Genomic DNA, 13,900 nt, shown 5'->3' with positions numbered 1-13,900 from the left:
ACCAGCCCGGCCGCACGCTGCGCCGAGCCAAAGGCTCCGCGCGCGGCCTCCTACACCACAGGGTGGGACACTATCCGTCAGAGAGCGCACAGACGCCCACTTGTCGATCATAGGACATGCGGCCTTCGAGACGGCAAGCGAACGGCCCTGTGCTGGCAAGCTGCCGCATCCGGACCATTGCACGCTCACCCGAAGCCGTGCCTCGTTCATCGCAATCCAGATTAGCGATACGAACAGGAATACCGGCCACCTCGACAGTATCACCATCCCGCACATGGCTGACCTGACCCCGCAAGGCACGGCCATCCTGATAGCTTGCTTCTGGTCCGAGCGTCTTGGGCCCCCAGGATGCCTGCCGTAAACCCGAGACCAGATCGTCGAGGTTGAAAGCGACACCGACCGTCACAGCCGCGAACAAAAGTGCGGCAGGTATCAAGCCGGACGATTTGCGAGGCACAGCGTGCCGCCGCCGCTGGCGCGGTCTCATGGGAACGACGTTTCCCCGGGGCTTGTATCTTCGTCGGACCGACATCTGCCCTCAGGATGGCCCATCAAGCTTTGGAATTCGTGAAGCCGGTTCGGTTATCTGCGGCCACCATTCCATCTGCCATTGATGGTGTGGATGGCCCCGCCAGCGGCATCGCGTTGTGCCAAGGTGGGTCTGTGAAGCACGCACCTGAGGGGAGCCATCCATGGACCAACCTACCACCGTCGGCCTCGATCTGGCCAAAAATGTCTTCCAAGTTCACGGAGTGGACGCGGAGGGCACGATTGTCTGCCGCCGTCAGTTGCGTCGGTCGCAGGTTCTGGTGTTCTTTACCCGGCTTAGCCCTTGCCTTGTAGGCATGGAAGCCTGCGCCGGGGCCCATCACTGGGCGCGGGAGCTGGCAGGCCTTGGCCATGAAGTCCGTCTTATGCCGCCCGCTTATGTGAAGCCTTACGTGAAGCGGGGTAAAACCGATGCCGCCGATGCCGAAGCCATTTGCGAAGCGGTGACGCGCCCGACGATGCGCTTTGTGCCGGTGAAGTTAGCGGAGCGGCAGGCAGCCCTGCTCGATCACAAGGCAAGGGACTTCTTGGTCCGGCAGCGGACGCAGATCGTAAACACGATCCGCGCGCACCTGGGCGAGTTCGGGGTCGTCGTGGCGAAAGGCATCCACAACGTCGATCGCCTTCTCGACGCCGCCTGCGACATGCCCAATGCAGCGCGCCCGGCCCTGGATATGCTGTCCGATCAGCTGCGCGACACACAGGCTCGGATCGAAGATGTCACCGCGCGGATCGGCGAGATGCAGGGCGAAGACGCGCTGGCGCGCCGACTGGCGACGGTGCCCGGAGTGGGCACGATCTCCTCCAGCGCGTTTGCGGCCACCACCCCCGACGTGGCCGCCTTCCGCAGCGCACGCGATTACGCGGCATGGCTCGGCCTGACGCCGAAAGCCCATTCCAGTGGCGGGAAAGAGAGGCTTGGGCGGATCTCCAAGGCAGGCAATCGATACCTGCGAAGGTTGCTCTACCTCGGCGCAATGGCCCAGATCAGCGCGCGGCGAGGACGTCGAGAGGTTGCATCAGGCCAGGCACCGGACTGGCTCGACCGGATGCTCGTCCGCAAGCCCGTGAAGGTGGTCGCTGTCGCGCTGGCCAACCGCATGGCCCGGACGATCTGGGCACTGATTGCCCGTGGCGGGAGCTACCGAGCCGCCCCAGCCTGAGACCCAAGAGACCAGCCGCGCCGGTCTTGGACCGGCAGGCCCAGAGATGGTGAGGCGCAGCGTGAGGTGATGGCATAGAGACGGTAACATGCAGAACGGGACACCCAGTTTGGACCGAAGCGCCTCCGAGCGCGCGCCATTGATCGGGACCCGACCGCCGGCTGACTTCATCAGGGCGCGCAGCTGTAAAATCGCTGCATCTCAGACGCCGTATACATGGCCGCGACCGACCATATGCCGGATCAAACAAAGCTCTTGCCAAGGGGCCATCCATACATGCCAAGGGGCCATCCATACAGGTCCCAAGCACTCTTCTGGATCGGAAGCGGACCTTCAGAAGCGCTAATCACTCGCCGCTTTCGTTGATCGGGCTCCGCATGTCAGGTTCAAGGCCTGACGCTCAGACGTCCGCCGGGCCCTCTGACCGATCCCCACGCGCCACGATCTTGAGCACCCCGTCCGGTAATGGCCGCTGTGACTCCAAGGCCTCCTCCACAGGTGCACGCATCCAGACATCCAGCTCGTCCCTCTCCGTCAGGATCACCGGCATCGCCTTTGGATGGATCTCGGCGACCACGTCGTTCGGGGTCGTCGTCAGGGATCCGTAGAGATCGTTCGTCGTCTCGCCCTCCTTCATCTTCCGAACCGACGTCCATTCGGTCCAGAGCTCGGGGAAGAACATGAGCGGGCGGCTCTCCTCGAGGGCGAACCAGACGGGAGCCTTGCCGTCTTCGGTGGACTCGTACTTGGAAAAGTTCGTCAGCGGCACGAGGCAGCGATACTCGGGCGGCGCCAATGCGGCGACTTCGTGTTGCGGATGTTCGTCATGCCTGGATCGGTCTTGCGGTTCTTCAGCGCGAAGGCGGGCGACGGCGTCCCCCATCGCATCATGGCGAGCTCGCGGCCCTCTGCACCCCGGCGATCTCGGGATCGCGGCTTGGCCCTTCGTCAGCGCGTACAGGTTGCAGGTGGCTTAGGTCTCCTCGGCCGGTGCGTTTACCTTACCACGGCGGTCGCGGATGCGCTGAACGGTCATTCGGCTGGTGCCGAACCGTCGCGCCAAGGCAGCGATCACCTCGCCCTTTTTCAACGCCGCCTCGATCTCGGCCCGCCGCTCCGGGTCGAGGACCGGCGGTCGGCCAAGCCGCTTGCCCTGCGCGCGGGCCCGATCGACGCCGGCCTGCGTCCGCTCCCGGATCAGGTCCCGCTCGAACTGCGCGACGACGTTCAGGATATGCGTCACCATCCGGCCCGCGGCGCTGGTCAGGTCCGCGTCGCCCAGGTCGAGGCTCTTCACCCGCACCGACATCTCGCCTAGCCGCTCGATGGTGGAAATCACATCGATCGCGTTGCGCCCGAGCCGGTCCATCTTCGTGACCACCAGCAAATCGCCGGGCTCGAGCCGGTCGACGAGCCGCGCGAAGCCTGGACGCTTCATCGCCTCGACGCTGCCCGAGATCGTCTCGGCCATGATGCGGTAGTCTTCGACCTCGATCCCGGCGGTCGCGATTTGCTGCTTCTGGGTCTCGGTCGTCTGTCCAGCAGTCGAGACGCGAAGGTAGGCAAAGGTGCGGGCCACGGTGGCGAAATCCCCCGTTCGTTTTGAACATGCTCATAAGAGTTTACTGCAGGCTTTTGAACACTGTTCCCGGCGGACGTTCAAAACCGTTCGGTTTCGGGCAGTCTCGAGAACGGGTTTCATCCCGCGTCCTTTCGGACGAGGCCGGTCTCCTGCGCAAATGAGGTCGGCACGCAGATCATCGTGGAGGTGGAGTAGTAGATGCGTCCGACAGGGTTGAGGTGCCGCCTGTTCGCGAGGCACAGACCTTGTCTTCAACGCCCTCACGTTCATCCAGACGTATGGACAAAGTCCGAACTCTTAGTATGGCTATGCCACAACCTTGCGTTGCGGAGATCGTAGGGTAGATTTCGATGCCTTGCATACCGGTGGTTCCTGGTCGAGATCGGACAGCCTCGCGTTGGTTCGGAACGATCTTTTCAGCTGTAGCGATGGTTGGCGCGTGTTGCGTGCTCGTTTTCGGCTGGGCCTTCGACGTCGACGCTGTTCGACGGATTGCGCCTCACTATCCGGCAATGGTCCCGGCCACCGCCCTGACATTGGCGACGGGAGGGTTCGGTGCTCTCGCACTTCATCGGCGCTGGCCACGCTGGCAACCGATTGCGGCGACCGTGATCCTGGGTGGCGTGATCGTGCTCGAACAGACGGCCGGACTGACCCCGGAGACATTGCGCCACGGGGACGGAATGTCCCTCGCAAATATCGCAAGTGCACTCCTGCTTAGTGCAAGCCTGGCGCTTCGCACGAACGGCCAGGACCGGGCGCCGATCGTATCGGACACGATCGGATTGATCATTACGATGGTTCCGCTGATCGGTTATCTTTTGGGGTCTTCGGCCCTCTACGACAACCCGCTCTATACGCAGATGGCTCTGCACACAGCGCTCGGCTACGCCACCGTGTTTCTTGCACTGCTGCTAATGGCGCCTCAATGCGGTTGGATCGCGATCCTGTTCGAAGGCGAGCCAGGCAGCGTCATGGCGCGCCGGGTTCTGCCTGTCGCGATCATGGGGCCGCTGATCCTGTCCCTGGTTGCGACGAAGGCCGTGGAACGGAACCTGATCACGGCGGAGTTCCGCCTTGCTGTTCTGACCTTTCTCGTCATCGCCTCCACGGCGGCGGCCGTGTTGGGCTTCGCTGCCATGACCAACCGGGCGGAGCGGCGCAGCACGGAGGCGGAAGCGGCCTACCTGCAGAGCGAGAGACGACGCCAGAAGATAGAGCTGGCCGCAGCCCGATCCGACAAGATCGCGGCTCTGGGCACGCTCGTGGGCGGGGTCGCGCACGATTTCAACAACACCCTGAACGTCATTCTTGGCAATCTTCAGCTTCTCCACGAGGATCCCGACAAGAATACCCATCAAGGCTACGTGGAGGAGGCGATCAAAGCCTCGAACCGGGCGGCCGCGCTGACCCGCCAGCTTCTGGCCTACGGGCGCAAGTCGCGGCTCTGCCCGATCCCGCTCGTACTCGAAGAGGAGATCGCCTCGGCTCTGACGATGTTCCGGCGGCTCTGTCCCGCCAACATCGCTATCCGGAAGGAGGTCGACAAGAGCCGCACCCAAGTACAGCTCGACCCCGACGCCTTTCAGCAGGCGGCGCTGAACGTCCTCATCAACGCGCGCGACGCCCTGCCGAACGGCGGTTCGATCCAGGTCGTCACCCGGACCGAGCGGTTGGAAGGTGCTGTTGTATCCGGGTTTCAGGACGCGGAGACCCTACCACCAGGGTGCTACGTCACGGTTCGCTTCGAGGACGACGGGATCGGGATGTCGCCCGAGATTGCTGCCCAAGCCACCGAACCCTTCTTCACTACTAAAAGTGTCGGCATGGGAACCGGACTAGGCCTGTCCACCGCCGCGGGGTTCTGCCGGCAATCCAAAGGAGGGTTGCGGATCGACTCGACCGAAGGGAATGGGACCACCGTCACCATGGCTTTCCCCGTCTATTCAGGCGCCCCCCGTGCCGAAGGGGAGGGGATCAAGGCGGGCAGGAAGGCGCCAGCGTGGCGTCACAAGATCCTGGTCGTGGACGACGACATGGCCCTGGCTCGGGTCATGGTGAACCAGCTCGAACTGGACGGACACGACGTGCGCCTTGCGCGCGACGCCGTCGAGGCATTGCGGGCGCTCGAGGACGGCCCGCTGCCCGACGTCGTACTGACCGACATCGTCATGCCTGGCGAGATGCAGGGTCATCATCTGGCGGTCCGCATCCGTCAGCGTTTTCCCGATATCCGCGTCATTCTTATGTCCGGTTATTCTTCGGAAGGATACCGGGAGAAGACCTTTGCGAAGCTCGGATCGCCGTTCCTGCAGAAGCCTGTCGACCTTCGTACGCTTCGAACAGTGATCGGGAGTACAGTCGTGAACCCAACCTTTCCGCAGGCGGGGCGGTAGCCGCACATCGTGGGTCCTCCGGATGAAGTCTCGGAGTGCCCACGAAAGCGGATCAACTCCGGTCATGGAGAAAGGCGCCATTCACTGCGTCGCGCATGTGTATCCGAAGCGCGGACGCCAAGCCTAGTGCATCAGCTTGCAAGTCCGCTTGCTTCCAAATGGCTGCGGACTTTCAGATGGCATGGTTCGACAACGATTGGCCAATGTCCAATCCGGCCCTTATGCCAGCATCCTTGTCGATAAAGGTCCATTATCGCATTCCGTCAGCGGTCGATTACCTGACCGTACATATACCCCTACTGAACGTCATGGTTTAGCGGTGACCACGGATGCCCCTGCTGTAAATTTCGCAGAAAGTACAAAGACGCCGCATGAAAATCTCCCTGCCCATGCGACCCATCTAATTTATCACCGTAGTATTCGAAGAAGTAAGGTCGTTTTCAGGAAGCGTTGGACAGAATACGACCTGACGGCCATTTTACGCCGAAAGCGGCACTTCAGGCAATATCGTCAGAAGTAAACGGTCTCCGACAAGTGAACTCACAGTCTAAAAGTCAACGAATACGATTGACAGATTTAAAAAGGGGAGTACCTTTGCATATGAGTTAGTTGAACCCTCAAGGTTAGGGGATGGCTGATGTTACCTGCAAATCTTACCTTCGAATACGCGCTCGGAAAAGAAGCCAGACGCTCCTATTTCGATCGAAGCGATATATTGATCCGATCGCTTCCCGAAATCGAGAAGCGCTACGTGGAAATGAACAGGGAAGATTTCAGTGGTCTCTCCGACATACCGGAAGAGACACGAAACGAAGCGCTCGATATCTACAATAAGGTCGTCGAGGACGGTCGGTACGTTCGCCTTCTCGCGGACGCACCCAAAGAGGCGATAGAGCGCCTCGGGCTTAGGGTAAGCGACGACGCGCTCTCGGCGGTCGATCGTATCCGGACGCAGCTCGTCGATCCCGGAACCGTCGAAGGTCCTGTCGAGGCGGTAATTGCGGTGGCGGTGGTCATCGCGGTCGCCGCGGGCGCTCCGCAGGAGGGCTTCGTCCTTGACCAGTCCGCCGGCGTCCGGCGGAAGCTGTAAGTCCGGGCATGGTAGTCGTCATGGACCCTGTCGTTACCTTGGTCAGCATGCCGTGGGCCCCGGCCGTGGAGCCGTCCCTCGCGCTCGGCATCCTCACCGCGCAAATGCGCCGGCATGACATTGCCTGCCGGGCAATCCACGCGAGCAGCGATCTCCTTCGCTTCGTCACCTACCCGACCTATACCGCGGTCGCCGAGTTCTGGGGACTGAACGAGTTCGTGTTCACCGGGGAGATCTCGCCCGGCCTCGACGAGAGGCAACGACAACGCCTGATCGATCGATGTTTCGTGCATGCCGCACAGGATCGGCCCGCCTTTCAGTACAAGACGGTACCGTCCCTCATGGACATGCTTCTGAGGTTTCGGGACGAGGTCGCGCCGGAATACCTCAATGCCTGCTGCGACAGGGTGCTCGAGAACGATCCGACCCTCGTCGGGTTCACCTGCATGTTCGACCAGACCCTCGCGTCGGTCGCACTGGCTCGGATCATCAAGCATCGGTCGCCGCAAACGATGGTCGTCCTAGGGGGGTATGCGGTGCAGGGTCCGCCGGGCCGCACCGTGCTCGAATCCTTCGAATGGATCGATGGGGTAGCGCAAGGCGACGGCAAGAAGGTCATCCTCGATCTGGCGGCGGCGTCGGTCGGTCGCGTCGATCTCCGGGACATCCACGGCCTCCTCGTCCGGAATGCCGATCCGCGTCCCCAGCAAAGCTTCATGTTAGAGGCAAGTCCGGACCCGGACTACCACGACTGGCTGGCCGACCTGGCGCGCCTAAAGAATGACCATGAGATCGAGATTTCCTTCGACACCTACCCTGTCGAAAGTTCCCGCGGCTGTTGGTGGGGACAGCACAAACATTGCGTCTTTTGCGGAATCGACGAGGAAACGCTCAAGTTTCGAAACAAGTCCGGAGAGAAAGTAACGCGCATGCTGCACGGCATGCGTGAGAGATACGGTGACGCTGCCTATCGCTTTTCCGACTACATTCTTCCGCAGACTTACTTCAAGACGCTGATGCCGGAACTTTCGGGCATTGACCCGAAGTTCCGGCTCAAATGCGAGATCAAGGCAAACCAGAGTGGCCAGCGGATGACCGAAATGGCCAAAGCTGGTTTCTTCGAAGTCCAGCCCGGAATAGAATCCTTCTCGACGAACGTCCTGAAATTGATGGACAAGGGCGTGAGCGGCATTCAAAACGTGGCGCTTTTGAAATACGGCTTCCTCGAACGCGTCATCGTCCACTACAACTTCCTTTATGGAATACCTGGAGAGACCCTGTCGGATTACGAGGAAATGGTCGAAAGGCTTCCGCTCCTTTACCATTTCACGCCCCCCGTCAGCCGGACGGAAGCGATCATCACCCGCTTCGCGCCGATGCATGAGAACGCGTCCGCATTTGGGTGCCGCGACAAGCCCGTACATCATGCGAGTTACGACGTCCTTTTCAGCGAGGACATCCTAGAACAATCTGGATTCTTGCTCGACGATTATGCTTATTATTTCGAGCGCTATTTCGATTTCACGCCTGAGATGGCAGCCGTCTATGGCAAGGTGGTCCGGCAGATAAACCACTGGAAAAAGCTGCACCGGGAGCGATCGGTCCTGCTGACGGTCGACGATTTGGGTGACCGGCTGGAGGTGACCGATACCCGTCATCTCGGACCGCGGACCTATACGCTACCCAATCTGGAAAGCCGGGTGTATCGCCTTTGCGACGAGAAGCCCGTGACGATCGAGGCGATCGTGGCGTCGGCCGAGACGTTCGACGCCGATCCCTTAGCGGTACGGGACGCGCTCGCGCGCCTCGAGGGAGAACGTCTACTTTGGCGTGAGGGGTCTCAGATTTTCGGCCTCGCGACACCGGGCTCGATTGCGCATGCCCATGTGGAGAGCAACTGGAACAAGCGCTGGACGGCAATCTACCGGTAAGCCGAAGGCTGTCTTCAATTGTTCGATTTGGAGCGGTCTAGAATGGGTTTAAGTTTGTCGTGTCGTTTGCGGTAGGGTGAGAAAACCTCGGCTAAGCCGATAGCGGTCGTTCGGGCAGCGCGCGGCGAAGGACCGGTTCGAGCCCACTTTAACTGATGCTGCGCTTCGCACGAACGTCCGGTTTTCGGGAGGTGGCCAACAAAACCTGCCAAAACCAAGCGGAGTTTTGCCAAGGGTTTGTGGCACAAGAATATTGAGTGATTTCGGACGTCGCGCCATCAGTGAAAAAACGACCCTATTCGACCATCCCATTCTGACCAGAGGATTCTGTCCGGATTGCCGCAAGCGATGGTGATTTTCTGCCATACGCAGTTGCGGCATGTTCGACGTAGAGGGCGGAAAGTCGTGTTTGCTCAAGTCGATTCCCGCGGTTCGTGTTAAAATGTGCGGTGAACGCAGAAGATTTCAGGACAAACCGTGCGTGCGCAGGACATCATCGCGTGACATGAACACTTGGTCACGTTTGCCCCATCTGGCGCGCGCGTCGCGGAATGCCGCTTTGTGATTGATCAACGGAGCAGGCAACGGATTGTCGAACCAGAGCCACGGCTCGTGCCCGAAGCCAGCCGGAACGGAGTCCAGTTCGGGAAACCAATGCCTGATATACGCCTCGGATGGATCAAGATCGTTGCCTTGCTTGACAGGATTGAGGATCCGCGGACCCCGCTCCTGCATCAATGTGCCATCGTTCAGCGCCACCTGCGGCCATGTGATGCCGGGCTCATAGTCGTCGAACAGTTCGGCCAGAGCTGCGCCGACCTCTACGGCGGGCAGCTGGAGCAGCTGAATACCATATGAGGTAACCAGCTGTCGCAGCCGGAAGTTGATCCAGCCTGTCGCGCTCAGTTCCCGCATGGCGGCGTCAGGCATCGGAATACCAGTATTTCCGGACCGCCAGGCGCTGAGCCGTTCGCTTTGCGCAGGCGTCAAGGAAGCGCGAGATGGCTTGTCCTTATACCGGGAGAACGTGGTCAGGAAGCCGGTTCTCATGGCGATCCTGCTACGGAAGTGCCGGAAAGACGTCCCTTCGGTTGAACGTGACCTCTCAGGATTTGCAGCGTGCCAGAGCTTTTCCGCCTTTGCGGTTTCCCATTCCGCACGGTGGCTTGAGAGCGTTCCGGCGGCAAAATGGGTCGACAGCTGGCTGGAGCTGACCCGGTCGCGGCCAGGGATCCACATGTCGGCGAGGTAGTTTCGTTCGGGCAGAACCCGCAAGAAGTCCCGCAGAAGCCGGATAGGATGATCGTCGGACAATTTTTCCTGCGCGACAGCCTGGTCGTCAGATAGAAATGGCTGGTCCGGTTTGGCGCCGCCAGGACCAACGCGGCGGATCATCTCACCATTGACCGTCAGGAAAGGGATGTGTGCGGAGTGCAGCTCCTGCTCCCATCCGACCCGATGGGCGTTCTCTGCCGCCATCCCATCAGCGGCATTGCGAATGACAGACGTGCATCCCAATCGGCGGCAAGCCGTCACGAGCGATGTGTCGTCGTGGGGCCGCAAAACCTCGAAGGGCATCCTGCTGTGCCGCAGTTCCTCGCCGATGCGCGCTTCGGCCGCGTCTTCGATCTCATGCCGATGCCGGGTGCGCGTGGGGCGTCCCCGCGCCTCTGGCTGAACGCGCAGAACGGCGAACCCGTCGCGGCCCGTGTCCGACGCTATGGCGAATGCAAGATTGTCTTCGAGGCGCAGGTCTTCCGCGAGGAGGACCAGCATCTTGCCGCGCGGAATGGGGGGATGGGGGATGTTCAAGAAAGTTACCCCACGACGGCCTTGTTGATGAACTCCACCAGCGGGCTGGCCGTCCGATGAGCGCTGACCCACTCCGACAGCGCGCCGTCTGCGGACATCTCCGCATCGGTCATGCGGTGGTTAAGGCTGAACCCTTCCAGCTTGAGGTATTCAATCGCGGGGTCGTCCTTGTCATAACCCTTCGGCCCGTTCTTCAACACGTTCGGGGCGATGAAACCGTCCGGAAACATGCGCCGGACCTCTGGGCTTTCGACGATGGCTTTCCACTCCGCAAAGCGACCCGAAATCCGGTCGCGGATCTTGGACAGTGGGCCACGCTCTGTGCGGAAGATCCCGGCACTTGCGTAGCTGCCGCCGGGTTCGATGTGGATGGAATAGCCCGCGATCCGCTGAAAATGCGGGCTCGTTCTGACCATGACAAAGAAATCGGTCTTGTAAGGCGTCTTGTCCTTGGTAAATCGCATGTCGCGGTTCATCCGCGTCACGGCCATCGCCGGGTCAAATCCTGTCTGGCGAATCGCCTCGTCAAAACGGGCAACCTCTACCGTCAGCTTTGCCGCGACCTCGACCAGATTGGCTTTCGCATCCTCATAGTCAGCGCGATGGTCCGTGAACCATTCCTTGGTGTTGTTCGTTTTCAAACCAGACAGGAATTCAAACGTGCGAGGATCGATCATCGTTGGTGTCCTTGCTGCCTTACAGCCGAAAAGTGCGGCCCTACTTGCAAGCAACAACGTCCGCATCGTGTCAGGTGCATTCGTGTTCCGCGTAGTAGTCGCAGTGCTGGGTCACGCGGCAGTCGTCGCATTTGGGGCGGCGTGACACGCAGATCTTCATCCCATGCTGAATTAAGCATTCGTGCGCATGGCGTTTGAAGCGGGGCGGCGTTTCAATGTTGATGATGTCGGCCGCCTTGTCGCTTGAGGTCGTGTTCACGATGCCGAGGCGATTGAGAACACGCAGGACATGGGTATCGACGGCGATGCTGTCTTCCGAGAACTCGAAGTTCATCATGATGTCGGCGACCTTTCGACCGACGCCGGGCAGTTCCATCAGCTCATCGCGGTTCCGGGGGATTTCTCCGCCATGCTCGTCGATGATCTGACGCGCCATGCGCTTCACCAGATCGGTCTTGCGATTGTAGTGTGCGACCGGTCTGATGATTTCTCGCAACTCGTCATCGCCGAGGCTGGCCAGGTCTTCGAAGCTCGACACCTTTTCGTAAAGCGGCACGCAGGCCTTCACCACGCGGGCAGTCACCGTCATGGTGGACAGGCAGGTCGAGACGAGCGTGTGAAACGGCGTCGCGGATAGACCGTTCGCCGTCCATGGATCGTCGGTCTCCTCGAAGGTTGGATACGTTCGGCCGAGGACCCCATAGATCAGAACCAGCCGGTGCTTGTTCTCATCGGAGAGGCTGCGGTCATCTTTTTCGGTTTCGGCGACCGCTGTCATTCTGTCTTTCCCGTCGCAATAATGATCGCGTGGCCCTTATGAGGCCACGCGATCATCGGAGTCTCCTGGAGGCCATCAGGCCGCGTCAGACTGTCCCGACGTTGCCCGGTCCAACAGCCCGGCCGAAACCGCGTTCATGCGATCTTTCAGTTCCCGCCACTCATCGGCCATCCCGGCCCAGACCTCCGCCTGATCATCCAGACCAATCGATCTGCACGTCACCGGTTGGCTGGCGAAGCCATCACGCAAATATTGCACACCGGTGCGGCCGCCCGAGAGCACCGCCAGATCGATCGCCGGTCCTTCAGGTGCCGCGCGCATCATCTCCTGCGTGCCGTTTCCGATGCCTTTCATGATACGGTCCGTGAAGTCGTTGGGCGCTTCGCCGAGTGCGTCGAGCAGTGACGCAATCCGGTCGCTGTGCGCTTTCGCTGTCGTTCCGTAGTCCTGGATGGCGGACTGCACTGCTTCGGTCCGTGCCTTGTCCCTCAGATGGTTCGCCGCCGCCTCGCCCTGTTCGCTGGCGGAGCGCAGGGCATGCAGGGCCCCAATATAGTAGGTTCTGATGTCGTCGGTGGTGATTGCCTCGGTCATGAAGCCTCCGGTCGTCTCGCGTTTCCAAGTTAATGGACGATATAGTCCATTACAGGGAGAACGGCAACCGGGCCGGATCGTTCCCTCAACCCGGACGATCCGGGTCGGCAAGCAGGCCCTTGGTTCCGAGAAGCAAGATGGCGTCCTCAATATCCGCTTCGGCCCTGTCGCGCAGGACAGCAGGGGAGTGGCCGAAAATGGCCTGAAACGACAGGGGCTGGACTGCAATTTCGATAAACCGTTCCGCGGCACGCCTCAGTTTCTCACTTGGTGCATCGCGTGCGAGCGCCGCTGTCACATATCGCACCGATCCGTCGAAGCTTGTCCGATAGGCCATCTCGGCCAGGCCGGGAAAGTTCTCCGCCTCGGCGGCCGTGATGCGCATCAGGGCGATGCACCGTGGCTCCAGCAGGTTTTCGACCAGTGCGATTCCGGCCGAGCGAAGCCGATCCTGCATCCGGTCCGATGCCGGAGCCACCTTCGGCGGGGCGAACATCGCCTGGATCGACCGATGCACCACGGCGGCAAACAGCGCCTCCTTGTCCGGGTATCGACGGTATACTGCGGATTTGCCGGTGCCCGATTTACTTGAAACGGCATCGAGCGTCGTCCGGCCAAAGCCATCGGCGAGAAACAGGGTTGTCGCCGTTTCAAGGATGCGCTCTTCAGCTTGACCGGCTTCCTGTGCCGGGGGCCGCCCGCGTCGCGGGCGGGCGTCATCTAGGTCTCGAACGGTCATATTGCTTGTTTATCCCAATGGCTGATCGGTAAGCAAACCGCGCTGCTGACAGTTGGAACAGTTTTGTAAGTATATCCGGCTGAACCGGACCTTCATACATCGCGCAGCGAAAGCCCGCAAAGTCCCGCAGAGCTGACCTTCCAACATCGCGCAGCGAACGGCAGCTTCACATGACGTCCCCGCCCCGCGCTACCTGCACGACCCCCGCCACCTGTCCCCCGCGAGCCCCAGATGCGGGCAGACGCGGACCAGATCGACCGCCTCGCGCAGCGTTGGATGGTGCATCCGCACGATCGGATCGCCGGTCGAACTGAGACGCCCGTGCGACATCGCGAAGCGGTGCGTGACCCCCGTGAGGTAGTCGCTCGTCCGCCGGTTCGCCCCTCTTGCTCTCGACTGAGAACGGCGGTGGAAAAGTCGGCCACGGGAGCGGCGGGATGAGCCTGCTGCGGGCGGCGTAAAAGTCGGCCACTTTTGCCCTTTCTGGTGGCAGGGAGGGCGGGAGGATTTTTACCGTGGACTTGTATCGGAAGGTTCGGCTGGCCTGTGCGGAGGGCATGAGCCGGCGGCAGGCGGCGCGGCATTTCAA

11 protein-coding genes are annotated in these 13,900 nt (G+C 60.9%); 4 read left to right on the top strand and 7 right to left on the bottom strand.

The window, feature by feature from the left end; translation table 11 throughout:
• Positions 1 to 692: 692 nt before the first annotated feature.
• On the top strand, positions 693 to 1,712 hold the full coding sequence (locus tag Q1A87_RS21415) for an IS110 family transposase (protein WP_299656289.1): 1,020 nt from the start codon (positions 693 to 695) through the stop codon (positions 1,710 to 1,712).
• A 400-nt stretch (positions 1,713 to 2,112) separates the two neighbouring features.
• On the opposite strand, the gene Q1A87_RS21410 is transcribed toward Q1A87_RS21415, so the two are convergent.
• Both Q1A87_RS21410 and Q1A87_RS21405 read right to left on the bottom strand, forming a co-directional pair.
• Entirely contained in the window at positions 2,113 to 2,508 is a 396-nt protein-coding gene (locus Q1A87_RS21410) for an SOS response-associated peptidase family protein (protein WP_299656286.1), read from the bottom strand.
• Positions 2,509 to 2,685: 177 nt separating this feature from the next.
• Positions 2,686 to 3,291: a recombinase family protein gene (locus tag Q1A87_RS21405; protein ID WP_299656283.1), complete on the bottom strand. Its 606-nt coding sequence runs from the start codon at positions 3,289 to 3,291 to the stop codon at positions 2,686 to 2,688.
• Between the two features lie 611 nt (positions 3,292 to 3,902).
• Here Q1A87_RS21405 and Q1A87_RS21400 point away from each other — a divergent pair.
• The 3 genes from Q1A87_RS21400 (at position 3,903) to Q1A87_RS21390 (ending at position 8,711) form a co-directional block, all read left to right on the top strand.
• Complete coding sequence (locus Q1A87_RS21400; RefSeq protein ID WP_299656280.1) at positions 3,903 to 5,690, top strand: response regulator; 1,788 nt, start codon at positions 3,903 to 3,905, stop codon at positions 5,688 to 5,690.
• 637 nt (positions 5,691 to 6,327) lie between these two features.
• A complete protein-coding gene (locus Q1A87_RS21395; RefSeq protein WP_299656277.1) occupies positions 6,328 to 6,780 on the top strand; it encodes a hypothetical protein in 453 nt (150 codons plus the stop codon).
• A gap of 8 nt (positions 6,781 to 6,788) precedes the next feature.
• Positions 6,789 to 8,711 carry a RiPP maturation radical SAM C-methyltransferase gene (locus tag Q1A87_RS21390; protein WP_299656274.1) on the top strand — a complete coding sequence of 641 codons (1,923 nt, stop codon included), beginning with the start codon at positions 6,789 to 6,791 and terminating at the stop codon, positions 8,709 to 8,711.
• Between the two features lie 465 nt (positions 8,712 to 9,176).
• On the opposite strand, the gene Q1A87_RS21385 is transcribed toward Q1A87_RS21390, so the two are convergent.
• From Q1A87_RS21385 to Q1A87_RS21365, 5 genes are all read right to left on the bottom strand, one after another.
• Positions 9,177 to 10,523, bottom strand: a complete 1,347-nt coding sequence (locus tag Q1A87_RS21385) for an FAD-binding domain-containing protein (protein WP_299656271.1) — start codon at positions 10,521 to 10,523, stop codon at positions 9,177 to 9,179.
• Positions 10,524 to 10,528: 5 nt separating this feature from the next.
• Positions 10,529 to 11,200 (bottom strand): DUF2461 domain-containing protein, encoded by a 672-nt coding sequence (locus tag Q1A87_RS21380; RefSeq protein WP_299656268.1) that lies wholly within the window; start codon positions 11,198 to 11,200, stop codon positions 10,529 to 10,531.
• A 70-nt stretch (positions 11,201 to 11,270) separates the two neighbouring features.
• A complete protein-coding gene (gene nth, locus Q1A87_RS21375) occupies positions 11,271 to 11,978 on the bottom strand; it encodes an endonuclease III (RefSeq protein ID WP_299656265.1) in 708 nt (235 codons plus the stop codon).
• A gap of 75 nt (positions 11,979 to 12,053) precedes the next feature.
• A complete protein-coding gene (locus tag Q1A87_RS21370; RefSeq protein WP_299656262.1) occupies positions 12,054 to 12,572 on the bottom strand; it encodes a DUF892 family protein in 519 nt (172 codons plus the stop codon).
• Between the two features lie 85 nt (positions 12,573 to 12,657).
• The gene (locus Q1A87_RS21365) at positions 12,658 to 13,311 is read right to left on the bottom strand and encodes a TetR/AcrR family transcriptional regulator (protein WP_299656259.1); all 654 of its coding nucleotides are present in this window, start codon (positions 13,309 to 13,311) and stop codon (positions 12,658 to 12,660) included.
• Between the last annotated feature and the right edge of the window lie 589 nt (positions 13,312 to 13,900).

Origin of the sequence: uncultured Jannaschia sp. (assembly GCF_947494055.1) — a bacterium.
In the GTDB taxonomy this organism is placed as follows: Bacteria; Pseudomonadota; Alphaproteobacteria; order Rhodobacterales; family Rhodobacteraceae; genus Jannaschia.
This window is presented reverse-complemented; position numbering and strand designations above follow the sequence as displayed.